Raw genomic sequence first — 25,242 nt, 5'->3', positions numbered from 1 at the left:
TCTTAAGTTTTGGAATTGGGTTTGTAACTAACAAACATGTTAATGTAGAGATTTCGTGAGCCTCTAAGAACTAAAGGGAATAAAATAATAAGAGCGCTTACTATGGCAATGAAAGCGGTTTCTATAGAAGAATGAAGAAAGACATAAGAGATTATGAAAACAGCGATTCCAATAGCAACATTTAGTCCATAACTAACATACATGGCTCCGTAAAAAAAGGAAGGTTCGATTTGATACCTTAATCCGCAATGGCTACATTTTTCATGCATTTTAAGCGTAGAAAGTAAATTGTATGGATTTTTGTCTAAATACATACTCTCATTCTGACATTTAGGACAAGTTCCTGTTAAAATACTATTTAGTTTGGATCCTTTTTTTAACATTTGCAAAAATTTTTATCAAAGGTACATTTTTTGAAAAAGTACCAATGTAACATTAGTCACAAAATATGCTTAATATACACAATTTATCGGTTTCGTTTGGTGGTACTTATTTGTTTGAAGAGGTAACCTTTAGATTAGGAGCTGGGGATAGAGTCGGTCTTGTAGGGAAAAATGGTGCTGGAAAATCCACGATGCTAAAAATGTTGGCAAGGGATTTTGCTCCTGATTCGGGTGTGATTTCTCAAGAGAAAGATATTCGAATGGGATTCTTACGTCAGGATATTGATTTTGAAAGAGGAAGAACCGTTCTTGAGGAAGCTTATGAAGCTTTTATCGAGATTAAAATTGTTGAGAAAAAACTAGAGGAAATCAATCATCAATTGGTTACCAGAACCGATTATGAAAGTGACGAGTATAGCAAAATAATTGAAGATCTATCTGATTATACGCATCGTTTTGATTTATTAGGCGGTTATAATTATGTAGGAGATACCGAAAAAATTCTTTTAGGATTGGGCTTCAAAAGAGAAGTATTCGATAATCAAACTGAAACTTTTTCGGGAGGTTGGAGAATGCGTATCGAGTTAGCTAAATTATTATTGCAAAATAATGATGTTTTGTTGCTGGATGAGCCTACGAATCACTTGGATATTGAAAGTATCATTTGGTTAGAAAGTTTCTTGCGTAATTATCCGGGTGTTGTGGTGATTGTATCGCACGATAAAATGTTTTTGGATAATGTAACCAATAGAACTATCGAAATTTCTCTTGGAAAAGCTTACGATTTCAATAAACCTTATTCGCAATATTTAGAATTGCGTCACGAAATTCGTGAAAAACAATTGGCTACTCAAAAAAACCAAGCCAAGAAAATTGAAGAAACCGAAAAGTTAATTGAAAAATTCCGTGCCAAAGCTTCTAAAGCTTCGATGGCGCAGTCTTTAATTAAAAAATTGGATAAAGTAGAGCGAATTGAAGTAGATGAAGATGATAATTCGGTAATGAATATTTCGTTTCCAGTTTCAAAAGAGCCAGGAAAAGTCGTTGTTGAAGCCGAAAATGTAACTAAAGCCTACGGTGAAAAGACAATTTTAAAAGAGATTTCTTTATTGGTGGAACGTGGAAGCAAGATTGCCTTTGTGGGACAAAATGGACAAGGAAAATCTACTTTTATAAAAGCCTTAGTAAATGAATTTGAGTACGAAGGAAATATTAAATTAGGTCATAACGTGCAATTGGGGTATTTTGCTCAAAATCAAGCTGAATATTTGGATGGTGAAATTACCTTGTTGCAAACCATGGAGGATGCTGCAATGGATACCAACCGTTCGAAAGTGCGTGATATGTTAGGTTCGTTTTTGTTTCGTGGCGACGATGTAGAGAAAAAGGTAAAAGTCCTTTCAGGGGGTGAAAGAAACCGTCTGGCCTTATGTAAATTGCTTTTGCAACCTATTAATGTTTTGTTGATGGATGAGCCTACAAACCACTTGGATATTAAGTCTAAGAACGTTTTAAAGGCCGCTTTGCAAAAATTTGGAGGAACCTTACTGTTGGTTTCTCACGATAGGGATTTCTTGCAAGGGATGTCTAATATTGTATACGAGTTTAAAGATCAAAAAATAAAAGAATATTTAGGAGACATCAATTATTTCTTAGAGCAACGCAATTTGGAGAACATGCGTGAAGTAGAGAAAAAAGATGTAGCTAAAGCTGCTGCGCCTAAAGAAAGCAAAAAAGCCTCTTACGAAGATCAAAAGAAAGGGAAGTCATTACAGAATCGTTTGAGTAAGGTGGAAAGCCAAATCAAACAATTGGAAAAAGATATTCAGCATGATGATAAAATGCTTGCTTCTAATTATGACAAACACATCGAAGATGCGGCCTTTTTTAAAGCCTACAATAAAAAGAAAGCCGATTTAGACCAATTATTATTAGATTGGGAGATTGTTCAGGAAGAAATAGATAATTTGTAGCTATTCCAGCACTTCGCTACAAGTCCTCATCTCGTTGTTTGTTTTTATATAGCGCCACAAGAGCTTCTTTCAGTCGCTTTGTGCCCCTGTAAAAACTAAACAACGAGATTCCGGGCTTTCCACTTTGGTCTGGGCTAGGCTTTAGGGATTAATTAAAATATAAAAAAATAAGGTTTTTACTTGTCCTTAGCTTCCGCAGTCGAGTGTCAAATGTTTGAAGAATGCGTAAAAAGAAAAGCTGTTTGAGCGTTAGCGAGTTCTTTTCTTTTAGTATTCGAAAACTAATTTGACCGACGAGGAAGTGTAAGACTTGATTTTTTTGTTTCTTTTTTGATCAAGCAAAAAAGAAAATTGGTGAATTTAATTTTTTACTAATCAAAAATCACTCAATCGGATGAATTAGGCCGTTCTTTAAAATGATTAGTGTTAATTGATTAAGCCTATTTTTTTTGAATGAGCTATCGCTTCTTTGCTTTTTTTGAAATAACAAACCTCTACCGAAAGACTTTCCAGATTTTGAAGAGCTTTAATGACTTTCTTTTTTTTGTTTTTGGCTGTTTGTCTAATATAAATAGCTTGAATGGTTAAAGGGAAAATTTTAGAAATGGCTTCATATAAATAAGGATCTTCCTGTGAATCATCGCCAATAAGGACATATTTTAAATTAGGATAAAATTCTAATATGTGTTTTATTTTTTCAAATTTATGATTGTGACTACCTCTTCCGGTCCAGAAAAAATTAGTCAAACTGGTTTTAATATCTTTTAATAGTAAAACGGCTTTTGGTAATTGATGAATTTCGGTAAACTTGACAATAAAACGGTATAAATTCCACTCGCTACTGGAAACATAAAAAAAGACATTTAATTCCTCATTCTTGCTTCTGCCTGATTGACTCAATGCTTGATAATGTACAGTAACATCTTCAAAAACCTTACGCCGATTCACATTTTTAAAAAGTAGATTGTACATCTTTTTTAATGGGTTGAGCGTATAAGAAACTAAAAAAGTATCGTCAATATCAGAGATAATGCCCAAATGGTCAATTTTTGGGCGAATGTAGCTTTCTTTTGCAGCAATGGTTTCATCTTCATAGTTCAAACTTACCTCATAATCTACCCAGCCATAATCGATTTGATCAAGTGGAATACAGAATTTAAAATAACCGTCGATAAGTGTTTTGGTATGAATTACTTTAAGGTTGTGGGTTAAATAAATATCGGCATTAGCCCAGGTTTTCATTCGGTACATTCCAATTATGGAACTCGCGTTTTTGAAATTTTTATCCTGAAAATCGTAATCTACTTTTTTTGTGGGCAGAAAAATATGTCCCATTACAATTAATTCTTGTTCGTTGGCATAACCACGATATAATTTTATGATGGGCTTCATTTATAGTGTTTCTTTGTATTGTATTCTAAATTAGTTATTTTTAAGACAAATATGGAGTAAAATGGAGAAAAATAATGTGATGATGGTGGTGAATCCCATTTCGGGAGGGGTTGATAAAGCTTTTTTGATTGATCAAGTGTCTCATTACGCCAAATATTTAAATCTGAATTTGTATTGTTTAGAAACCACAGGAGTTGATGATTTGAAAAACATACGGGAGTATTATATTCAAAATCATCCGGAGCGTGTTATTATTGCAGGAGGAGATGGAACAATAAAATTAGTAGCCGAAGCTTTAGAACAGCAAGATGTTGTTTTTGGGATATTGCCGGTAGGTTCTGCCAATGGTTTAGCAACCGATTTGGGTTTGATGAAATCTCAAGAAGAGAATATTTCTATTGCCTTTCAAAATCATTTTGTAGCCATTGATTTTATAAGTATTAATAATCGAATGTGTATTCATTTGAGCGATTTAGGATTAAATGCTGATTTGATTAAGAATTACGAAAAAAGTGCCATTCGAGGAAAATTAGGTTACGCTTTGCAAGTTTTTAAGACCTTATTGCATGAAGGAAAATCATTTCGGGTGAGTATACAAAGTAAGGAGCAACTGATTGAAACCAAAGCACAAATGATTGTTGTTGCTAATTCTCAAAAATATGGAACAGGAGTTGTGATTAACCCCATAGGGATTATGAGTGACGGTAAGTTTGAGTTGATTATTTTGAGAAGGATAAATTTTCGTGTTTTTGTCAAAATTATCATGGGGAAAATTCCGGTTTCATCTGGAGATGTTACTGTTATTTCTACTGAGAAAGCCTTGATTAGTATCAATAAACCAACAAGTTTTCAAATTGACGGAGAATATTGTGGTAAAGAAACCAATTTGGATATTTCGATATCAACTAGGAAATTAAAAATTGCAACACTCAAAATTTAGCCCTTTTATTTGAAAGGATTTCGTTCTTGCCATTCTATTTTGGGTTCAAAATAATGAAATGTTTTGGATACAAATAAATTCAAAAATGGATTGTTGTGTTTGATAAGTCCAAACATATCCACTGCTTTTGCACCTACCGAACTTTTTATTTCTAATGCTGTTCGGGCAAAAATAATTCGATCGTATTTTTTGTTGATAGAATAGCCTATCATGTCATACAACATGTTCAAATAGAGCATTTTTTCTTTTTGGCAATTTTCATCGTAACCCAGGAAATAAGTGTCGATATCCACGCCATTTTTTATTAAAGTATTAAAGCCAATTAATTCATTGTTTTCGAAATAGCCATAAAATAAAAATCGGTCTTTTAGATTTTTTTTGAATGTTTCAAAGTGGTTTTCATCCAGGTAAAAGGTGTTAAAGGCGGCTTTTTGAGCTACATTTAGGTATAAATAATGGATACGGTCTTTGTGTTTTTGAATGTCTTCGAGACTTAGTTTTTGTTTGCTTATACCCGTTGCTTTTTTTCTGGCTCTTTTGTATTGATCGCGGTATTTTTTGTTCTTATCAGCTATGTAGTCATCAAAAAATTGCCAAGAATCCTTGATGTTAAAGATCATATTGGGTTGGGTTGAAAATCTATAGAAAGAATCATATTCGGGGTTGTCAAAACAGTTGATTTCTGCTTTCGAATAATCTTTAAAAATAGTAAGATGGGGTTTGTTGCCTTGTTTTTTATACTCTTGTTCTAATGCTTCAGTAGCTTTTTTCAATAATCCAAAAATCGTTTTTAAAGATGTTTTTTTATTAAATAAAATACCGTTTTGTCCCGTTAACATATTATTGCCGATGATGAGCACTTTGGAACCAAATCTTTTGAAAACAAAATTCCGAATTTTAGTCCTTAAACAATTGTCTCTTTCACCAAAAGAAGGTATTTGGCTTAAATCTAAAAACTGAGAAATACTGATCCCAATAATTTCTTCGTTTTGAAATAAAGCAATAAAACGGCAAGACATATTTTTTGGAGCCGTAGTTTCTAAAATGTTTAGATAGTTTCGAGACAGAAAAATATTCTTTGCAGCCAAAACATCCCATTCAACAGGCAAATTTTGAACAGAATCGTATATTTTAAATGAAAAAAATGATTTCAAACGTTGAGGGATTAATTATTGGCGAAGGTACTATTTTAAGTCTACAAGACTGTTTAAAGCTAGAAAATAACTAATTTTATAGAAAAGAAAGATTATGGAAACTTATAATAAAAAAACAGCACAGTCGGTTTTGTCGCAATTGGAAAATTGGTCTTTTGAGAATGATGGAATAGAGAAAAAATTTCAGTTTAAAAACTTTAATCAGGCACTTGCTTTTATAGTTCAAGTTGGATTATTGGCAGAAACTAAAAATCATCATCCTGAATTATTTAACGTGTATAATAAAGTCAATATTCGATTATCAACCCACGATGCTAAAGGTGTTACGGACAAGGATTTCGAATTAGCGAAGGCTATAGAAAAATTGTTTTAAAAGAAAAACTCCTCTCAATTTTTATTAATGAGAGGAGTTTTTTTGTTTTATTGCCAAGCACAGATAATTCCGCCCATAATCATGAAACAGATAATCCAGTAACCACTATTAATAAAGGTGTATTTCCAACTTTTTCTTTCGAATAAAGCGTTTGTTGCAATCATTGGAAAAGCTAGAAAAAGACCAGTAAGAAAACCGTGGAAAGCACCATGTTTGAATGTTCTAAAAGCGGTACCATAATCAGCCATGAATGCGGCGTAAGATGGTTTTGCTGTAGCTACATTTCCTCCGGTCATGCTAAAAGCACCCCATTGGTGAATAGTTAAAAATTGTATAACCATAGCAATTAAAAAGGCGAAGAAGACAGCCATTATAAAAATCAAAGGCATATTAGCTCCTTTCATTTTTTCTTCGGTTAACCCTGATTCTTTCATCCATATTGTTCCGAATACTTTTGGATTGTACCAAATGAATCCCACAACTAAAGTTGATAAAGCTGCTACAAATAATGCTAAGAAGTTAATTTCCATAGTGTTGGTTTTTTTGATTAGTATTTCAAATATAAATAAAAAAACTTTAATTGTATGTTTTTTAAAATTGTAGGATTATTACTTTTTAAAGTAAAAATAAAATGTATTTCATCGATTTTTTTAGTGGTTTAATCGGTAATTGTGTTATATTTATCTGAACAAAATAAAATGCGGAGATTATGAAAAAGATATTTACTCTATTTTTAATGGTTTTGGCTTCATTTACAATGATGGCTAATGTGACACTTTCAGATAAAGAAATCCTTGTGAAATTTTATGAAGCTACTAATGGTAGTCAATGGAAAGTGAAATGGGATTTATCTAAACCGATCACTACTTGGACAGGTGTTAGGGTATTAAATGATAAAGTGGTTGTTTTGGATTTACAGGATAATAATTTGGTTGGTGCAATTCCAGCTGAGTTAGGGGACTTGAAAAATTTACAAGAACTGAATTTACATAAAAATCAGTTATCAGGAAGTATTCCTGCTAGTTTAGGGGATTTAAAAGAATTGAAAGTTTTAGACTTGTCTTTTAATAGTTTATCAGCAGCTATTCCTGAATCGATATGTAATTTAAATAATTTGAAAAGTTTAGAATTGTATATGAATAGATTATCTGGAGTTTTACCGGTTAATTTAGGAAACTTACAAAATTTAGAAACTTTAGCTGTGTTTAATAATGAAATCGAAGGTACTATTCCAACTTCGTTTTACCAAATGAAATCGTTAAAGACAGTATTGTTAAATAGTAACAAACTAAGCGGAACCCTAAGTCAGGATGTTGCTAATTTAACACAATTGACAAATTTAAGTTTGTTTGAAAATAATTTTGCAGGTCAAGTGCCATTAGCACTTGAAAAATTGAATGGTTTAAAGGAAATGAATATTTCTTATAATAAGTTTAATGGTTTAGTAACTAAAAAGTTGGCCATGTTAGATACTCTTAATATGACTATGATTAATGATAAAGGTGTGGCTTATTTAATGAATGTTGCTGTTGAGATAGATAAAAGACCTATAGTGTCTGAAGAATAATAATATTGGTTTGTTATTAGAGTTGTTTTTTTTATTAAGTTAGTTTTATAATAAGTTTAGTGTTTGAAAAACCTGTAGATAAAAATTTACAGGTTTTTTTATTACTATTTAGTTTAGACACCACTAAAAGCACTAAAACCACCATCTACAGGTAGCACTATTCCAGTTATAAATTGAGCGGCATCACTACATAGAAAGTGAATAGTGCCAGCTAATTCATCTGCTTCTCCAAATCTTTTCATAGGGGGATTATTAATGATGCTATTTCCTCTTTGGGTATAAGTACCATCTTCATTCGTTAATAATTTTCGGTTTTGATTTCCAATAAAAAAATTGGTGCAATAGCGTTTACACGAATTTTACTGCTGAATTTTGTAGCCATTTCTACTGCCATCCATCGAGTGAAATTTTACATGGCCGCTTTAGAAGCGGAATAGCCTACCACACGAGTTACGGCTCTTTCCACGGTCATTGAAGAGAAATTAATAATGACTCCTTCTTTTTGTTTGGCCATAAGTTCGCCAAAAACTATCGAAGGAATTACAGTACCGTTTAAGTTTAAATCGGTTACCGTTTGAAAAGCATCCATTGATAAATCAAAAATTGTTTGGTTTTCGTTTATTGTAGCTTCGGGCATGTTTCCACCTGCTGCATTCAATAAAATATCTGTTCTGCCATAATGTTCTATAATTTTTTCCCGGGCTTCTTCTAATGATTTTTTGTCAAGAATATTTGCCTCAATTCCTAGTGCGTCATAACCACTTTCTTTAAGTGTTGTAACGCTTTTATCTATTGTCTCCTGATTTCTTCCTAAGATGACAATTTTGCTCCTGAAGCTGCTAAATGTTTAGCAATTGAACTTCCGAGTACTCCTGTTCCTCCTGTGATAACGGCAACCTTGTTTTTGATATTAAATAGATTCATTTTTTAATTTTGATATTGTTATTTATTTTAAAAGCTGTGCGAATTATATAATTCACACAGCTTTCTTAAAAAAAAAAGTAATAGGGTTTATTTTAGAATTTCCACCTTACAAAGGCTTCCATTGCGGCGTAATTAGATAAACCCAGTTGGTCATATAATTCGGCGGTTTCTTTATTTCTATCTTCGGCTCTTTGCCAAAATTCTCGTGCATCAGTGCCTTGAAAAACGACACCATCTTTTTGTGATTGGTGTTTAAAAATTCCATGTCTTTTTGCTAATACTTGGTCTGGACTCATGGGTATTGCCATTTCTATTTCGTCAATTCCCCATTCTTGCCATGCGCCGCGGTAAAGCCACAGCCAACAATCATTCATGAAGTCTTTTGTTTTAAGATTTTTTACAGCCTCCAAAATAGCGTCTAAGCAAACTTTATGCGTTCCGTGAGGATCGGCTAAATCGCCTGCAGCAAATATTTGGTGTGGTTTTATTTTTTCGATAAGATCCATCGTCAATTGGATATCAGCTGTTCCTAAAGGCTTTTTTTCAATGGTTCCTGTTTCATAAAATGGAAGATCCATAAAATGAATTTGATCGTCAGTTAGACCTACAAAATGGCTGGTTGCGCGTGCTTCTCCTTTACGAATAAGCCCTTTTAGATGTCTTACTTCGGGAATATCTTTTTGGCTCGTTTTTTTATTGTTTAAAAATTCATGTGCTTTATTGTAAATCGAATCGGCTTCGGGACTATTGATTTCAAATTTTTCGTTGTAATCGCATACAAATCGAGCAAATCTTTCGGCTTCGCTATCGGCTACAGCAATATTTCCAGAGGTTTGATAAGCCACATGAACTTCATGACCTTGTTCTTGCAATCTCATAAAAGTGCCTCCCATACTGATGATGTCATCATCCGGATGTGGACTAAAAATAAGCACTCTTTTTCTGGCTGGTTCAGCACGTTCAGGTCTATTGCTATCATCGGCATTGGGTTTTCCTCCAGGCCAGCCTGTGATAGTATGTTGTAATTTGTCAAATATACTGATGTTGATGTTGTAAGCAGGTCCTAAATCGGCCAGTAAATCGCTCATTCCGTTTTCGATATAATCAGCATCAGTCAGTCTAAGAATTGGTTTTTTTAAGTCGAGTGCCATTCTTAGAACAGCTTTTCGAGTCAATTTATCAGTCCACGCAATTTTTTCAACCAACCAAGGTGTATTGATTCGGGTTAGTTTAGAACCAGCTTCTTGGTCTAAAACAAAAATAGCATTGTTGTGTTCTTGTAGAAAAGAAGCCGGAACCTGATTAGTTACAGTGCCTTCAGCTGAAGCTTTAACAATGTTTGATTTTCCTTCGCCCCAAGCCATTAGAATAACTTGTTTGGCTTCCATTATTTTTTTTATTCCGAGTGTAATAGCAGTTCTGGGAGTATTGGTCAAACCCGAAAAATCTTTGCTTGCTGCAACTCTGGTGATATGATCTAAAGCGACCAATCGAGTTTTTGAATTTTGTAACGAACCTGATTCATTGAAACCAATATGTCCATTACCTCCAATTCCCAGAATTTGTAAATCGATTCCGCCTAGAGCTTCTATTTTTTCTTCATAATTGGCGCAATATTCTTGAATTTCTTCTTTGGATAAAGTTCCATCAGGAATATTATAGTTCTCAGGTAAAATATCTACCTGATCCAATAGTAATTCTTTCATAAATCGCACGTAGCTATTTATAGAATCGGGTTCCATTGGATAATATTCATCCAGATTGAAAGTAATAACATTTTTGAAACTAAGTCCTTCTTCTTTGTGCATTCTTACCAGTTCGGCATACAAACCTTTTGGTGAAGATCCAGTTGCTAATCCTAGAGTACAATTTTCCTGGGATTCCTGTTTTGTTCTAATCAATGCCGCAATTTCTTGTGCAACGGCTATAGAAGCTGTTTTTGAATTTTCGAAAACCACCGTGTTGATGTTTTCGAATCTTTTTTCAAATCCGGTAGCTTTGTCGATATTGCTTTTTATCATTGTGTTGTTTTTTTCTTGTTTTGAAAATTAAATAAAGCTTTTACTAAGATAGTATGATATAAATTAATACGGTCAAGCAAACTAAAATACTTCCCGCAAGATTCATTCCTGACCAAGATTTTTCATAGTTTTTTGATTGTTCTTCTTCGTATTGCGTGTTTGATTTCGAAGCGGTGTATAATTTGGAAACGGCTAACATAATAATGAAGTTTAATACAAATTCGATTCCCCATAAATGAACAAAATGAATGTTAATTTGAAATACAAATGAGGTTAAGATGTAAAAAACAAAACCGAAGAATAAGCCCGCTTTTGCACCTGCAGCATTAATTTGTTTGAAAAATAATCCTGCAACTAAAATAGAGGAAATGGGGATAAAAAAGATTCCGTTTAATTCTTGTAAAAGGAAATACAATCCTGAAGGAGCATAAGCCATTAATGGTGCAACAGATATGGATAAAACAGCTAAGATTACAGAGGATATTTTACCATAATAGGCTAGTTTTTCATCGGTTGCATTTTTATTAAAAGTCTTTTTGTAAATGTCTATACAAAAGATGGTACTTGCTGAATTTAGTACGCTATTAAAAGTACTTAATACAGCTCCTAATATCACTGCGGCAAAAAAACCATAAAGATAGGAGGGAAGTATTTTTTTTACTAATAGTGGATAAATTAAATCAGGTTTGTCATAATGCTGCTCTTGGAAATAGTAAAAACCAATTAATCCTGGAAGTACAATAATTAAAGGCATTAACAATTTCAAAACACCAGTAATAATTAATCCTTTTTGGGCTTCCACTAAATTTTTGGCACCAAAAGCTCTTTGGATAATGGTTTGATTCATTCCCCAGAAATAAATTTGGTTGATCATCAGCCCTGTAAAAAGAGTAGAGAAGGGTAGAACTGAATCTTCGCTTCCGATGATGTCAAACTTTTTTGGTGCAAAATGGTAAATGGTACTTACGCCGTCAAAAATATTTCCTTTCCCAATTTGATACAGCGCAATGGCGGGGACTAATAGACCTCCAAGCATTAATCCAAATCCATTAAGGGAGTCAGAGTAAGTAACTGCTTTTAATCCTCCAAATATAGTGTAGACTGAACCAATGACACCAATAGCCAGAACACTGTAAACTAAGGATTGTTCTTTAGAAATGGAGAATGCAGTCGAGAAATCAAAAATGCTTTCGATATTGATAGCTCCAGAATACAAAACTATTGGTAATAAAGTCACAACAAATGAAATCATCAATAAAAAAGCAACTATAGAACGAATGCTGGAATCAAACCGTTTTTCCAGAAATTCTGGAATTGTGGTGAGTTTCATTTTCATAAAACGCGGAATAATATAAATTGCCGCTATAACTAAGGCTATTGCCGAGGTAACTTCCCAGGCAATAACGATAATTCCATTTTTATATGAACTACCATTCATTCCTATTAAATGCTCGGTAGAAATATTAGTAAGAAGCATTGAACCCGCAATAACAGGTGCAGTTAAACTTTTTCCAGCTAAAAAATAACCATTTGAAGTGTCAAGCTTATCTTTTCGGAGCTTATAACTGGTATAAAAAAGCACTAAGAGTGTGAATCCAAAAAAGCCTAAATAAGAGTATAACATTTTAAATGGTTATTAAGTTATGCAATCTTGTTTTAGAATTTTAATTTAGCTGGTAGATATTTAGCCACTAACTCTTCATAATAAGGTCTTAAGGCTTTTGAGTCCGGTTTAACAGGTGCTTTAGTGTATAAATCGTAAGGATTGAATTTTTTTACCCATTCGAACATTTCAATATCTTTTTCGGTCATTAAATGCGTATATGCATTTTCTCTGTGTTGAGAATAAAAAGAGTGGTAACGAATCATGTATAAAGCTGGTTCAGGTAAATAGTCTTTCATGATTTGGTATAAATATTCGTCATGTCCCCAACTCATTTTCACATTGTCTAATCCGCAATTAGGGGAATAAACACCGTATTTAGTGTTGTATTTTTCATTAGTACTATCTGGATTTGCAGCAAAAAACTCTGGATAAACAATTTTATTTGAAAATTGACAGCCTACTGGGAAAGTATCTCCTACAACAGCCCATTGTGGTTCTCCAAACAGGCATAATACTTTTCCAATATCGTGCAAGAATCCTGTAAGTACAAACCAATCGGGGTGACCGTCGGCACGAATGGCTTCTGAGGTTTGAAGTAGGTGTTGGAATTGGTCTAAATCAATATCCGGGTCGCTATCATCAACTAAAGTATTCAGGAAATCTACAGCTTCCCAAAGAGACATTTCTTTTCTGTCAAATTTTAAGAACTCTTTTTCCTTCTCGCATACAAAATCATAGGTTTGATAGGTGTGGTTTATTCGGTAAAACTCTCTTACTGTTTCTACTCTTTCTGAATCCACATAATTACGGAATTCTTCTTTTTCTTTTGTTTCGGCAGCAGGATCAGGATAGCGTTCGATTATATTTTCTTCCCAATCATCAATTTGATGCATCGGATTATTGAATTTGTCTGAGTTGTTAGCGTTTTCCATGTGAGTTGTGTTTTATTATGTTTTAATGAATAATTTGAATTTTTTAAAAAGCTACAGTTGTTGTACTAATTGTCAATTTCAAAATTACGAACATACTATTTTTTCAAAATGGATAAATGCTCCAAAAACATGGATGGATTTTTCATAGTGTTATTTTTTTATTGAATAAATTATAGTATATGTATTTAAATCTGTGTTTTTTTAGAATGTTCTCTAAGTCACTATTTTTTATTTGTGGCTTTAATTTCTAAAAATGAAGTAATAAGAAGTAATAAAGAGTTGATTTTTGTTGAAAGGAGGTAAGGGAGTAACTTTTGAAAACGAATTTTAGCTTAAAATTAAGAATTATTGTTTTTTTTGAATGTTAAAAAAGGATTTTCAAATTAACTTAAATGTTTGTTCGTGATATATCAGGGTTTAAATTGCTAAAGGCTTGTTGATCAGGGGTTGGTGTTGATGAAAATTCAAAAAAATAACTAATAAAAAATAATAAATGTATTTTTTAACTACTTTTTTTACGGGTGTTTGATTGAATTCTATATGTTTTTGACGAATTTATCCATTCCCAAGCCGTACTTAACTGTTAATTTTACTATAACATTATTAACTAATACTAATTAAAAATGAAAAAAACCAAATTCAAATTATTGACGTTGTTTTTCTTAATAGCGTTTTCAATTAATTCGTGGGCGCAAAAAACGCAAGTTTCTGGTAAGGTAGTAGATGATCAAAATATGCCTTTGCCTGGTGCAAATGTTTTGGAAAGCGGAACGAAAAATGGAGTTGTGACAGATTTAGACGGGAAATTCAGACTTGATGTTTCAAAACCTAATGCTGTTTTAGCAGTTTCTTATGTAGGTTATGCTGATCAGAGTATGAAATTAAATGGCTCAAAATCTAATTTGATAATTAAATTGGTTTCAGGAGCTAATGCTTTAGAGCAAGTAGTTGTAGTAGGGTACGGTAAAAGTTCACGTAAAAACTTAACTACTGCGGTTACATCAATAAAAGCTGATGAATTAAATAGAGGAGCTATAAGTGATGTGGGGCAGTTGTTACAAGGGAAATCTTCAGGATTGAATATTTCTGCAAGTGGTGACCCTAACCGTAAAGCTTCGGTAGTATTGCGTGGAGCTTCTACATTAAATAGTTCACAAGGACCATTTTATGTAGTAGATGGAGTTCCTGGAGTTGATATTGCATTAGTTTCACCTGATGATATTGCTAGTATTGATGTACTTAAAGATGCTGCAGCTACTGCAATCTATGGTAACCGTGCTGCTAATGGTGTAATCATGGTAACTACTAAAAGAGGTAGTAAAGAAAAAACACAAATTTCTTATAGTACTTATGTAGGATTTGAAAAAATATCTAATCAACTAGATATGATGAATGCTACACAATTGAGAGAATTTGTTACTAAAAACAATCTTTCTTTTACTCCTGAGAATGATAAAGGAGCTGATACAAATTGGCAAAAAGCCATTCTTAGATCTGGAGCACTTTCTACAAGTCATAATTTATCTATAAGTGGTGGTGGTGAACACGGAAATTATACTGCTAGTTTGACTTCGCTTAATAGAGAAGGTGTTATATTAAGTAGTGATTTTTCGCGTATTATTGCTCGTCTTTCGGTAGAACAATTTGCTTTTGATGATAAAGTAAAGTTTGGATTGAATGTGTCTAATTCGAATACTACTGCTAAGAATGTAGCTCAACGTAATACTGTTCTTTTGCAAGCAGTAAACCACTTGCCGGTATCGCCAGTTAGAAATGCTGATGGTACTTTCTTTGAAAACTTCATTAGTACTGGATATTTTAACCCGGTAGCTTTAATCGATCATGGTGATGATGATACTAAGACAAGTAATTTAGTTGGAAATTTTACAACAGAAATTAAGTTGCCTTTTGGTTTAAAATACAACTTGAATATAGCGCATCAAAAAACAACAACTTTTCATGGAGAATTTTATGATAGCTACTACCAACAATACAATAGTGCTAACTTTTATAACAATCCAGAACCACCAGCTGTACACTCTTTAATCAACTTTGGTGTAAATGGTTCAGCTTTAAGAAATACTTATACTAATACAAATAATATTGTCGAAAGTTTCTTGACTTGGGACAAAACTTTTGGTAATCATAAAATTAATGCTGTGGTTGGATATTCTTGGCAAGAAGATATCTTAGGCGATGGATTCCAAGCAACAACTACTAACTTTCCAGTGGATAATGTAAGTTATAACAACTTAGCTTTAAGTAATTATTCTTCTGTTTCGGGATATAGAGTAGATTTTGGAAGTAGTACAGCTTATCAAAAAACACGTTTGATTTCTGATTTTGCTCGTTTGAATTACAATTATAATGACAAATACCTTTTACAAGGATCTATCAGAAGAGATGGAGGTTCAGTATTTGGTGCTAATAACAGATGGGGTTATTTCCCTTCAGTAGGAGGTGCTTGGAGAATGGACAAAGAAAACTTCATGGCAAATCAACGTATTTTTGATGATTTGAAATTACGTGCAAGTTATGGTGTAACAGGAAATTCATCAGGATTTAATGCTTATACAGCTCAGTTTATTTCAGGAAGTTTAGGAACTTATTATTATAATGGACAACAAGTTGGTGCTTATGGTCCAAACCAAGCAGCTAACCCTGATTTGCAATGGGAAAAAACATCTACAGCTAACTTAGGTCTTGACTTTACAGTTTTAAGAGGGAAATTATCAGGATCGATTGATGTTTATGATAAGAGAACTACAGGGATGATTTTTAATTATAGTGTTAATCCGGTTCTTGTACCAGTTGGTAATATTGTTGCTAATGGCGGAAGTATGTCAAACAAAGGGATTGAGTTGAGTTTAAATGCAACTCCGGTAAAAACTAAAAATTTTACTTGGTCAACTGGAATGAACGCGTCTCATAATAAAAACTTGATTACCAAATTGACAAATCCATTCTTTATTGGAGGAGACTCAATTAGAAGAGTTCAACCAGAAGGAGCAGGGCAAACAGGAAGTTCATTACAAATTTTCAAAGAAGGAAGACCATTAGGACAATTCTTTACCCTTGAATATGCAGGAAAAAATTCAAGTGGAGTTTCTCAATATGTTGCTAAAAATGGAAGTTTAACAACTAACCCACAAATTGGTACTGATTATCACTATGCTGGTAATGCACAACCAAAAGTATTATTGGGATGGTCAAATGATTTTAAATACAAAAACTTCGATTTAAACATTTTTATTCGTGGAGTATTTGGTAATAAAATTTTCAATGCTACTCGTGCCGATTTGTTTAGACCTTCTACAGCTATGACTACTAATATTTTAGTTGATGCAGCTAATGAATCTCCTAGCGATTTGAATGCTTATAAATATTCAACTCGATTCATCGAAGACGGAAGTTACATTCGTTTAGACAATGCTACATTAGGATATAATTTCCCAAGCATTCATAAATACATTAAAAACTTACGTATTTATAGTACTGTAAATAATCTATTTGTAATTACCAAATATAGTGGAATTGATCCAGAGGTAGAACAAGGAGGAACTGCTCCAGGCGTAGATTCAAATAACTTTTATCCAAAAACACGTTCTGTTTTATTTGGTTTAAAAGTGACTTTCTAAGAATTAATTGTAATTATAAAAAAACTATGAAAAAGATATTTAAATATTTCAGTTTACCAATCGTTTGTGTTGGTTTATTATGGTCTTGCGATAATCTTGATGTGCCTATCACCACTCAGTTAACGCCAGATGTATTTCCTCAGAATTCTACCCAATATATTCAAGCAGCAGGACCTGTTTATGTAGCTTTCCGTGGCGATTATTCATTCTCTTGGTGGTTTACTCAATCTTTGAGTACTGATGAGGCAATTATGCCTGCCAGAGGAGGGAACTGGTTTGATAATCAAAACTATATGAAGTTGCATTATCATTCTTGGAACAAAGATCACGGATGGACAAATGGGCTTTGGGGATGGTTATCAAGGGTAATTGGAACTTCTAATCAGGCTATTTCTATCTTAGATAAAACCATGCCTGCAGGAACTGATAAAAATATGGCTATAGCTGAGATGAAAACCATGCGTGCTATTTCTTATTTTATGATGATGGATAGTTATGGTGATGTTCCTTTGGATACTGTTTATGGAGATTTTACTTCACATGCAAAATCAGACAGAAAAGTAGTTTTTCAATTTGTTGAATCAGAGCTTAAAAAAGCGCTTCCTAATTTGAGTGCTGCTTCTGGAGTAACTACTTATGGAAGACCAAACAAACAAACAGCTAATGCTTTATTGGCTAAAATGTATCTGAATGCTGAGGTGTATACAGGAACACAACGCAACAATGATTGTATAGCTGCCTGTGATGAGGTAATTAAATCGGGTCTATATGCTATTGAAGGAAGAAGCACTTATCTTCAAATGTTCTATCCAAATAATGGTCCACAAATGAAAGAGTTTATATTTGCAGTACCTTATGATCCTGCTTCTTCGGCAGTAGGTTACAATGGTCAGATGTATCATGCCCGTTATGATGTGCCTCGTTCAATGCGTGTTAAATTTGGATTACCTTATACTCCAAGTGCTCCTAGAAGTACTTTGCCTGAATTCTATGCTAATTTTAATGACGCTAACGACATTAGAAACAAACAATGGTTAACAGGATTGCAATACATGAATGACGGAGTAACTCCAGTAACCGTTACTACAACTAAAAAAGGTTATGATCAATTTTATACAGGTTCTGATGGTGGAGCAAGTTATACCTATCAAGTTAATTTAACACCTAATATTGCGTATCGTCAAGATCCTACTTTGTATGATTGTGGTAATGACGAGATTGCCTGGAACATGGGATACAGAAATATTAAGTTTTATCCGGATGCTACTTCAACAAGTAGAAATCAAAATAATGATGTGCCATTTTTAAGATATTCTGATGTTATTCTGATGAAAGCTGAAGCTATTCTTCGTGGTGGAGCTGCTACCTTAGGCGATACTCCACTTTCATTAGTGAACAGTCTTCGTTCTAATCGTACTACTTCGGCGGCATGGACAAGTGTTACTCTTGATGATTTATACAAAGAAAGATCTCGCGAATTTGCTTGGGAAGGTTGGCATAGAAATGATATGATTCGTTTTGGAAAATTTGAAGGAACTTGGGGCTTTAAAACAAACGCCGAAGCTTATCGTCGTGTTTTCCCTATCCCAACAGATGCCTTAACGTTGAATCCAGCATTGGTTCAAAATCCAGCCTATCCGGCAAATTAATTTATTTATTGTTTATTAGTTAGTTAAGTTGGTGATTTATTTAACCCTGAAAGGAGAAGAGGCAACTGTCTTCTTCTCCTTTTTTTTAAATAATTCGAGTTTGTGGTTATTGTATAATTGCAAATAGTTTTTGTTTTAAATAGGAAGAAGCACATTTTTTACTTGTTTCAATAGTTTAATTTTTTTTGAATCAAAAGAAGTTCAACTGTTTTAAAAGGGAATCAAAAGAAGTCTTTTTGCTAGATTAATTCATTGCCATTTGTTTTTAGTAATGCTTCATTTTCTTCGGATGCAGGTTTTTTAGTATCGTAATCAATAAAAATAATAGTCTTAAATAGGAATTCATTTTTGATGAATCGGCTTTGGCATCATCAAAAAACACAAACACATAAATATGAATTTATACCGTTTATTTCGATATAGGTTAATAGCCGCCCCGTTTTGTTAAGCATACTTTCTTGTTCTGTTAAAAACTTCAATAAGTAAGAGTATAGATTTTGTAAATCCTTTAATCGGGGCATCACCTTCTATAGTATTAATGCATTAAATCATAGCGAAGCAAAAGAGAACATGCGCAAGTAGTGTCTCGTATTGTGGTTCCTGTTAGAATGACCAACTGGACTGTCCAAACGAAGGCAACGGAAACTAAATGTGTTGCGCCATTTATTTATACAGATACAAAGATTTCAGGTTTTAGAGGAAGTCATTGGTTTCATGGTTCTTGTGTTCAGGATTACGGCAGTATGACCATCATGTCTATAACAGGTAAATTAAAATGTCAAACTAAAGAAAGAGCATCACTTTTCTTTGGGTAATACTGAAAATACAACTCCATGCAATTACAATTTGAATCTAGCCGATTATAATATTGATGTTAAATATAACGGCTACTAGGCGTTATGGTTTGTTTCAATTTACAGTCTAAAACTCTAGTGAAGTCCAATAGTCACAAAGGAGAAGTTTTTATCCAAATAAATGCCGATTTCTAATTTAGAAAGTATTGGTGCATACATTTCTTTTCTATCAAATTTTAAGAACTCTTTTTCTCTTTTACAAAATCATAGGTTTGATTAATTCGGTATAACTCTCTTACTGTTTCTGCTCTTTCTGAATCGATATAATTACGTAATTCTTCTTTTTCTGTTGTCTCGGCAGCAGGTCAGGATAGTTTTTAGTTCGATTTTCTTATAAATAATCAATTTGATGCATCGGATTTTTGAATTTGTCTGAGTTGTTAGCGTTTTCCATATGAGTTTGATTTTTATGATGTTTTAATGAATGATTTGATTTTTTTAAAAACTACAGTAGTTGTGCTAATTGTTAATTTCAAAATGGATAAATGCTGCAAAAACATGAGTGAATTTTCGTAGTGGTAATTTTTATAAAATAAATTACATGTATTTAATTATAGTTTTTTTAGAATTCTAGGTTGATATTTTTTATTTGTGGCTTTAATTTCTAAAAATGAAACAACGAAGAGATGTTTTATTGAAAGGAAATCAAGGAAGTGATTTTTGAAAATGAATTTTAGTTTAAAAATTAAGGATTATTGGTTTTTTAAATGTTAAAAAAGGGTTTTGGAATTAACATAAATGTTTGTTAGTATTATGTCAGGGTTAAATTTGCTAAAGGCTTGTTAGTTAGGTGTAGATATTAATGATAATTCAAAAAAATAACTGATTAAAAATGATAAATGTATTTTTTAGTTGCTTTTTTCATGGTGTTTGATTGTATTTTATATGTTTTTGACGAATTTATCCATTCCCCAGCTGTGCCTAACTGTTAATTTTACCATAATATTATTAACTAATACTAATTAAAAATGAAAAAAACCAAATTCAAATTATTGACGTTATTTTTCTTGATAGCGTTTTCAATTAATTCGTGGGCGCAAAAAACGCAAGTTTCAGGTGTTGTAACTGATATGAATAAGTTATCTCTTCCAGGGGTAAATGTTACAATCAAAGGCTCAAAAGAGGGAGTTGCAACGGATTTTGATGGGAAATATCAAATTAGCGCAAAGGTTGGGGATGTATTTGTATTCTCGTTCCTTGGGTTTCAAACTTTAGAGGTGCCTTACAAAGGAACAAAAACTTTGAATGTGACTTTGAAAGATGATAATCAACAGCTTAATGAAGTTGTTGTTGTTGGTTACGGACAGGTAAAACGTTCTGATCTTACCGGTTCTGTATCCTCTATTAAAGCAGAGCAAATAGAACAAGCAAACAAGGTAGATGCTGTTTCTGCCTTACAAGGACAGTCAGCTGGGGTAGTTGTTCAACGTACTGATAATAAACCAGGTTCTGGAGGTTTCAATATTCGTATTCGTGGAGCTAGTACTATTAACTCTAACGCAACAGCTGCTTCTGGAGGTTTTACTCCTGGACAAAATCCGCTTTTTATTGTGGATGGAATCTTTTTGGATGATATATCTTTTTTAAATCCTGCTGATATTAGTAGAATGGATATTCTTAAAGATGCTTCAGCTACCGCAGTATATGGGTCTAGAGGAAGTAATGGGGTTGTTATTGTAGAAACCAAACGAGGTAAAAAAGGTAAATTAAAGGTTGATTATAGTAATTATATTGGCTTTAAACAAGCTTATCATATGCCAGACATATGGAACGGGACTGAGTATGTTAAATTCTTGAAGGATGTTGTTGTGGGTAACGAGTTTGTGAAAAATACTGGAAACCTTAACTATAGAGCAAGTGATGTAGTATTGTCTTCTGTTTTAGATACAGAAGAATTGCAAAATATTGCTGATGGGGTAAGCACAAACTGGGTTGATTTGATGCTTAAAAATGGTATTCAAACCAATCATACACTTAATTTAGGAGGAGGAAATGACAATACTACTTATGGACTAGGATTGGCTTATACCAAAGATGAAGGAACAATTGAAGGCGAAGACTTCAACAGATTTAACATCAGGGGAAGTTTAAAAAGTGATCTTAACAAATGGATAAATTTAAGCGTGAGCAACTATATTACCAGTGCTATCCAAAACACAGGAAGCTGGGAAGCTTTTAGAAGTGCCTATAGATTAAAACCTATTGGTCGTGCTTATAATGACGATGGGTCTTTGCGTTTTTTTCCAACAAAAAAGGAAACCCAGATTACCAATCCTTTGTTTGAGGCAGATAACCAAACCAGAGAGACAAGGTATTTACAATATCTTGGAGACATTGCTTTGCAAATTAAGCCGATAGACGGATTAACAGTTACTACTAAATTTTCACCAAATATTAAATATTCTCGATATGGTGAATACCGTGGATTATACTCTAAAGATGTAGTTGCGCAACCGACACTTAGAACGGCTACTGTAAACAATGCAAATTATTTTTCATATTCTTGGGATAATATCTTCAACTACAAATACAGCAAGGGTATTCATGCTATTGATGCTATTGGAGTAATTTCAAGATTTATGGAACGCAAAGAGGGGTACAATAATACGGTTAAAAATTTCACTACAGATGCCTTCTCATTCTACAACTTAGATGCAGGACTTAATGTTATAGCACCTACAAGTGATTTTACTAAACAAACTTTGGAGTCTTATACAGGAAGGTTAAATTACAGTTTAATGGATAGATACCTTTTTACTGTTACAGGACGTTATGATGGTTCATCTATGTTATCGGCTAAGAATAAATGGGCGTTTTTCCCGTCAGCGGCTTTTGCATGGAAGATAATGGAGGAAAATTTTATGCAAAAGCAAAATGTTTTTACCATTGCAAAACTTAGATTGAGTTACGGTCAAACGGGTAACAATGGTCAAGGAGGTGGATTAACACCACTACAATCGGAATCGTTATTAGGTGCTAGTGCTACTAATTTAGGCGGTTCTTCAATAGCAACTGCATACGTGACAGGATTGGCTAATGAGAATCTTACTTGGGAAAAAACAACAGAGTTAAACTTAGGTTTTGATTTTGGGTTTTTGAATAATAAAATTACAGGTTCGATAGATGTGTACAATAGAAAAAACACAAACATTATCTTTTTTACACCAATACCATTAGTAACAGGTTTCACAGGAACATTTGATAATGTGGGAGAGTCAACTAATAAAGGAATCGAAATTGGATTAAATACGGTGAATATTGATAAAGGTGGTTTCAAATGGACAACTAATTTCAATTTTGCATCTAATAAGAACAACCTTGATAAACTTTATGGAGGAGTTGATAATATTACTTTTAATGTAGGAGGAACTAATTTGATACATAAAGTAGGAGAATCTATTGGTTCTATTTATGATTATGAATTTGCAGGTATCTGGCAATTGGATCAAGTAACTGAGGCAGCTTCATTCGGTCAACGTCCAGGTCAGGTAAGAGTAACTGATGTTAATGGAGATGGCAAGATTACTCCTGATGATAGAAAGATAATAGGTCAAGTTACACCTAAATGGACTGGAGGTATAACAAATACTATAAACTTTAAAAACTTTGACTTCTCTTTCTTCGTTAATATTAGTCAAGGAAATATGTATAAGAGTAATTTTCATTCCAACTTTGCGTGGGCTTGGCAAGATACACCTACCAGAACTTTTAATGGATATAAGGTAGACTATTGGACTCCAGAAAACCAATCAAATGATTGGCACCAACCTGGTAATGGAGGTACTTATGCTAGTGCTTTGTATTATAAAGATGTGTCTTTTGTTAAAGTGGGATATATCACTTTAGGGTACAAGATTCCATCAGCTTTACTTGATAAACTTAAGATAGCTAGCCTAAGAATTTATGGTACGGTACAAAATCCTTTTGTATTCTCTAAATATGACGGTTGGGATCCTGAAAATGCAGGAAGAGATCAATTTGGTGCGGCATTTACATCTCGTACATTTATGACTGGTCTTAATTTAAGCTTTTAACTATTTTTTAAATAAAATTCGAGAAAAATGAAATATATTAATTATAAATTAATTGTAGTACTGCTAACGGCAGGAATGTTGAGCACAGCTTGTGATAGTTACCTTGAGGAAGAGAATAAATCATCAAAAACTATCGATATTGCTCTCATAGATCCTAATACTTTTGATCAGTTTGTTGCTTCAGTTTATGAAAGAGCTAGAGAAACTACAACACATTATGCTCCTGATATGTATTATTCTTTTGAGGATCTGGGAACTGATATAGTAACTAGAGGTTCAACAATTTCAGGTGTCAGTGACCTTAATGACTATGTTGAACTGAATCCATTAAATGGTGTTGCATTTCAATATTGGAAAAACCAATATAGTATTATTGCTGCGGCTAACGTAGCGATAGACAATGCAGATCTAATTCAAGGTGTTGATGCTGCTGTCAAAACAGCTGGAGTAGGTGAAGCTAAATTTTTTAGAGCGATGTCTTATTTTAATTTGGTAGAAAACTATGGTGGAGTACCATTGGTACTGAATCAGCTTAAACCAAGTGACGCAACTAAAACAGATTATACTCGTGCTACCGAAGTGGCTGTTTATACACAAATTATAAAAGATCTTGAAGATGCTTTAACAGGTGTAAATGAAACGCCTACTGTTTATGGTAGGGTTTCTAAAGATGCTGTAAGACATTTGTTGTCAAAAGTTTTGCTTACTAAAGGTTATAAAACCTTTGGTGTTCCTGCCGATTTTACTACTGCTGCTACTTTAGCTGAAACTGTTATTAGCCATCATGCTTTAGTAGATACTTTTGCTTCATTAACAAGTATTAGTAATCAACGAAACTCTGAAGTTTTCTTCTCCTATTTATTTGGAAGCAGTACTACTAGTAGAGGTTGGGGGAATTCAAGACATCAAATGTATAAGTTCCCTTACTATGACTACCCTGGGATGACTAGGGGGAATTTATACCAAAAAGGGCTAGATCCTTTACCAACTCCTTTTTTCTTTACCCTTTTTGATGATAATGATCAAAGAGCTGATGCTACATTCCGTAGAGAGATTCTTGCTGATAAAGCTTATGCATCTACAGTGGGTGGTTTGCCAGTGACTGTGCCTGCAGGAAGTAGAGCAATCTATTTTCCAAAAGTGGCATGGACCCCTGCTCAAATAGCCGCAGTACCTTATAAAGTAATCAATCCAGACAAGTACTTTGTAGTTGATGGTGTTACGAATGCCCATACCCCAATGTTCAAAAAATTTGATGAACCAGGAGTCCCTTTTAAACAACCTAATGAATTGTCAGAAGGAACAAGAGATATGGTAATTATGAGATCAGGTGAAGCGTATTTAATAGCTGCTGAAGCTTATTTAAAATCAGCAAATCCAACAACAGCTGCTGCACGCCTTACTACATTAAGAGCTAGAGCCGGTTTAATTACAGCTGTGACTGCAGGACAAGTAACTCTTGATTTTATTCTTGATGAAAGAGCCAGAGAATTGATCGGAGAAGTAAACAGATGGATGGATTTGAAAAGAACAGGAAAGCTTATTGAGCGTACCTTGCTTTATAATCCACATGCTGCCATGAATAATGCTCTTAAAGCGAAACATCTTTTAAGACCTATTCCTCAATACGAAATTGATAATACATATAAAAGTATTGTTCAAAATCCAGATTATTAATTATTGAGTTAGTCATTTAGTTTCTGTATTTTTATGTCTTTAAAAACAGTCGTTATGGAAGTATTTGAAGGACAAAGCATACTAAACTTTATAAAAGAATTGCCAAATGATGAAGCTTGCAAAGC

Annotated in this window: 17 protein-coding genes and 1 pseudogene; 9 read left to right on the top strand and 9 right to left on the bottom strand. The window is 33.3% G+C overall.

The window, feature by feature from the left end:
• Positions 1-2: 2 nt before the first annotated feature.
• Entirely contained in the window at positions 3-383 is a 381-nt protein-coding gene (locus GTZ96_RS15605; RefSeq protein ID WP_161644840.1) for a DUF983 domain-containing protein, read from the bottom strand.
• 65 nt (positions 384-448) lie between these two features.
• Here GTZ96_RS15605 and GTZ96_RS15600 point away from each other — a divergent pair, with 65 nt between their 5' ends.
• The gene (locus tag GTZ96_RS15600; RefSeq protein ID WP_161644839.1) at positions 449-2,356 is read left to right on the top strand and encodes an ABC-F family ATP-binding cassette domain-containing protein; all 1,908 of its coding nucleotides are present in this window, start codon (positions 449-451) and stop codon (positions 2,354-2,356) included.
• A 426-nt stretch (positions 2,357-2,782) separates the two neighbouring features.
• Here the strand turns inward: GTZ96_RS15600 and GTZ96_RS15595 are convergent, their stop codons facing one another.
• Entirely contained in the window at positions 2,783-3,748 is a 966-nt protein-coding gene (locus GTZ96_RS15595; RefSeq protein WP_161644838.1) for an App1 family protein, read from the bottom strand.
• 61 nt (positions 3,749-3,809) lie between these two features.
• On the opposite strand from GTZ96_RS15595, the gene GTZ96_RS15590 reads away from it, so the two are divergent.
• Complete coding sequence (locus GTZ96_RS15590) at positions 3,810-4,688, top strand: diacylglycerol/lipid kinase family protein (RefSeq protein ID WP_235973013.1); 879 nt, start codon at positions 3,810-3,812, stop codon at positions 4,686-4,688.
• 5 nt (positions 4,689-4,693) lie between these two features.
• On the opposite strand, the gene GTZ96_RS15585 is transcribed toward GTZ96_RS15590, so the two are convergent.
• Positions 4,694-5,842 (bottom strand): peptidogalycan biosysnthesis protein, encoded by a 1,149-nt coding sequence (locus GTZ96_RS15585; protein ID WP_161644837.1) that lies wholly within the window; start codon positions 5,840-5,842, stop codon positions 4,694-4,696.
• Positions 5,843-5,936: 94 nt separating this feature from the next.
• Between GTZ96_RS15585 and GTZ96_RS15580 the strand changes: the two genes are divergently transcribed.
• Entirely contained in the window at positions 5,937-6,215 is a 279-nt protein-coding gene (locus GTZ96_RS15580; RefSeq protein ID WP_161644836.1) for a 4a-hydroxytetrahydrobiopterin dehydratase, read from the top strand.
• Positions 6,216-6,262: 47 nt separating this feature from the next.
• Here the strand turns inward: GTZ96_RS15580 and GTZ96_RS15575 are convergent, their stop codons facing one another.
• Positions 6,263-6,745: a DUF1761 domain-containing protein gene (locus tag GTZ96_RS15575; protein WP_161644835.1), complete on the bottom strand. Its 483-nt coding sequence runs from the start codon at positions 6,743-6,745 to the stop codon at positions 6,263-6,265.
• Between the two features lie 179 nt (positions 6,746-6,924).
• Here GTZ96_RS15575 and GTZ96_RS15570 point away from each other — a divergent pair, with 179 nt between their 5' ends.
• The gene (locus GTZ96_RS15570; RefSeq protein WP_161644834.1) at positions 6,925-7,782 is read left to right on the top strand and encodes a leucine-rich repeat domain-containing protein; all 858 of its coding nucleotides are present in this window, start codon (positions 6,925-6,927) and stop codon (positions 7,780-7,782) included.
• A 113-nt stretch (positions 7,783-7,895) separates the two neighbouring features.
• Here GTZ96_RS15570 and GTZ96_RS18445 read toward each other — a convergent pair whose 3' ends face one another.
• The 5 genes and pseudogenes from GTZ96_RS18445 to GTZ96_RS15550 form a co-directional block, all read right to left on the bottom strand.
• Entirely contained in the window at positions 7,896-8,024 is a 129-nt protein-coding gene (locus GTZ96_RS18445) for an SDR family oxidoreductase (protein WP_317168916.1), read from the bottom strand.
• Positions 8,025-8,191: 167 nt separating this feature from the next.
• On the bottom strand, positions 8,192-8,575 hold the full coding sequence (locus GTZ96_RS18440; protein ID WP_317168917.1) for an SDR family NAD(P)-dependent oxidoreductase: 384 nt from the start codon (positions 8,573-8,575) through the stop codon (positions 8,192-8,194).
• A gap of 223 nt (positions 8,576-8,798) precedes the next feature.
• Positions 8,799-10,730, bottom strand: a pseudogene (nagB, locus tag GTZ96_RS15560) (glucosamine-6-phosphate deaminase); the annotation flags it as partial.
• Positions 10,731-10,770: 40 nt separating this feature from the next.
• Complete coding sequence (locus GTZ96_RS15555) at positions 10,771-12,351, bottom strand: solute:sodium symporter family transporter (protein ID WP_161644832.1); 1,581 nt, start codon at positions 12,349-12,351, stop codon at positions 10,771-10,773.
• A 32-nt stretch (positions 12,352-12,383) separates the two neighbouring features.
• Positions 12,384-13,265, bottom strand: coding sequence for an inositol oxygenase family protein (locus GTZ96_RS15550; protein WP_161644831.1), 882 nt, complete (start codon positions 13,263-13,265; stop codon positions 12,384-12,386).
• A gap of 623 nt (positions 13,266-13,888) precedes the next feature.
• Here GTZ96_RS15550 and GTZ96_RS15545 point away from each other — a divergent pair.
• The 5 genes from GTZ96_RS15545 (at position 13,889) to GTZ96_RS15525 (ending at position 25,117) form a co-directional block, all read left to right on the top strand.
• Complete coding sequence (locus GTZ96_RS15545; protein ID WP_161644830.1) at positions 13,889-16,903, top strand: SusC/RagA family TonB-linked outer membrane protein; 3,015 nt, start codon at positions 13,889-13,891, stop codon at positions 16,901-16,903.
• A 26-nt stretch (positions 16,904-16,929) separates the two neighbouring features.
• A complete protein-coding gene (locus tag GTZ96_RS15540) occupies positions 16,930-18,552 on the top strand; it encodes a RagB/SusD family nutrient uptake outer membrane protein (RefSeq protein ID WP_161644829.1) in 1,623 nt (540 codons plus the stop codon).
• A gap of 581 nt (positions 18,553-19,133) precedes the next feature.
• On the top strand, positions 19,134-19,367 hold the full coding sequence (locus tag GTZ96_RS15535; RefSeq protein WP_207720196.1) for a hypothetical protein: 234 nt from the start codon (positions 19,134-19,136) through the stop codon (positions 19,365-19,367).
• Between the two features lie 1,007 nt (positions 19,368-20,374).
• Positions 20,375-23,440 carry a SusC/RagA family TonB-linked outer membrane protein gene (locus GTZ96_RS15530; protein WP_161644827.1) on the top strand — a complete coding sequence of 1,022 codons (3,066 nt, stop codon included), beginning with the start codon at positions 20,375-20,377 and terminating at the stop codon, positions 23,438-23,440.
• Positions 23,441-23,467: 27 nt separating this feature from the next.
• Positions 23,468-25,117 carry a RagB/SusD family nutrient uptake outer membrane protein gene (locus tag GTZ96_RS15525; protein ID WP_161644826.1) on the top strand — a complete coding sequence of 550 codons (1,650 nt, stop codon included), beginning with the start codon at positions 23,468-23,470 and terminating at the stop codon, positions 25,115-25,117.
• Positions 25,118-25,242 lie beyond the last annotated feature (125 nt).

This window comes from Flavobacterium undicola (assembly GCF_009909155.2).
GTDB lineage: Bacteria > Bacteroidota > Bacteroidia > Flavobacteriales > Flavobacteriaceae > Flavobacterium > Flavobacterium undicola.
The sequence above is the reverse complement of the archived record's forward strand: the minus strand, read 5'-3'. Positions and strand labels throughout refer to the sequence as shown.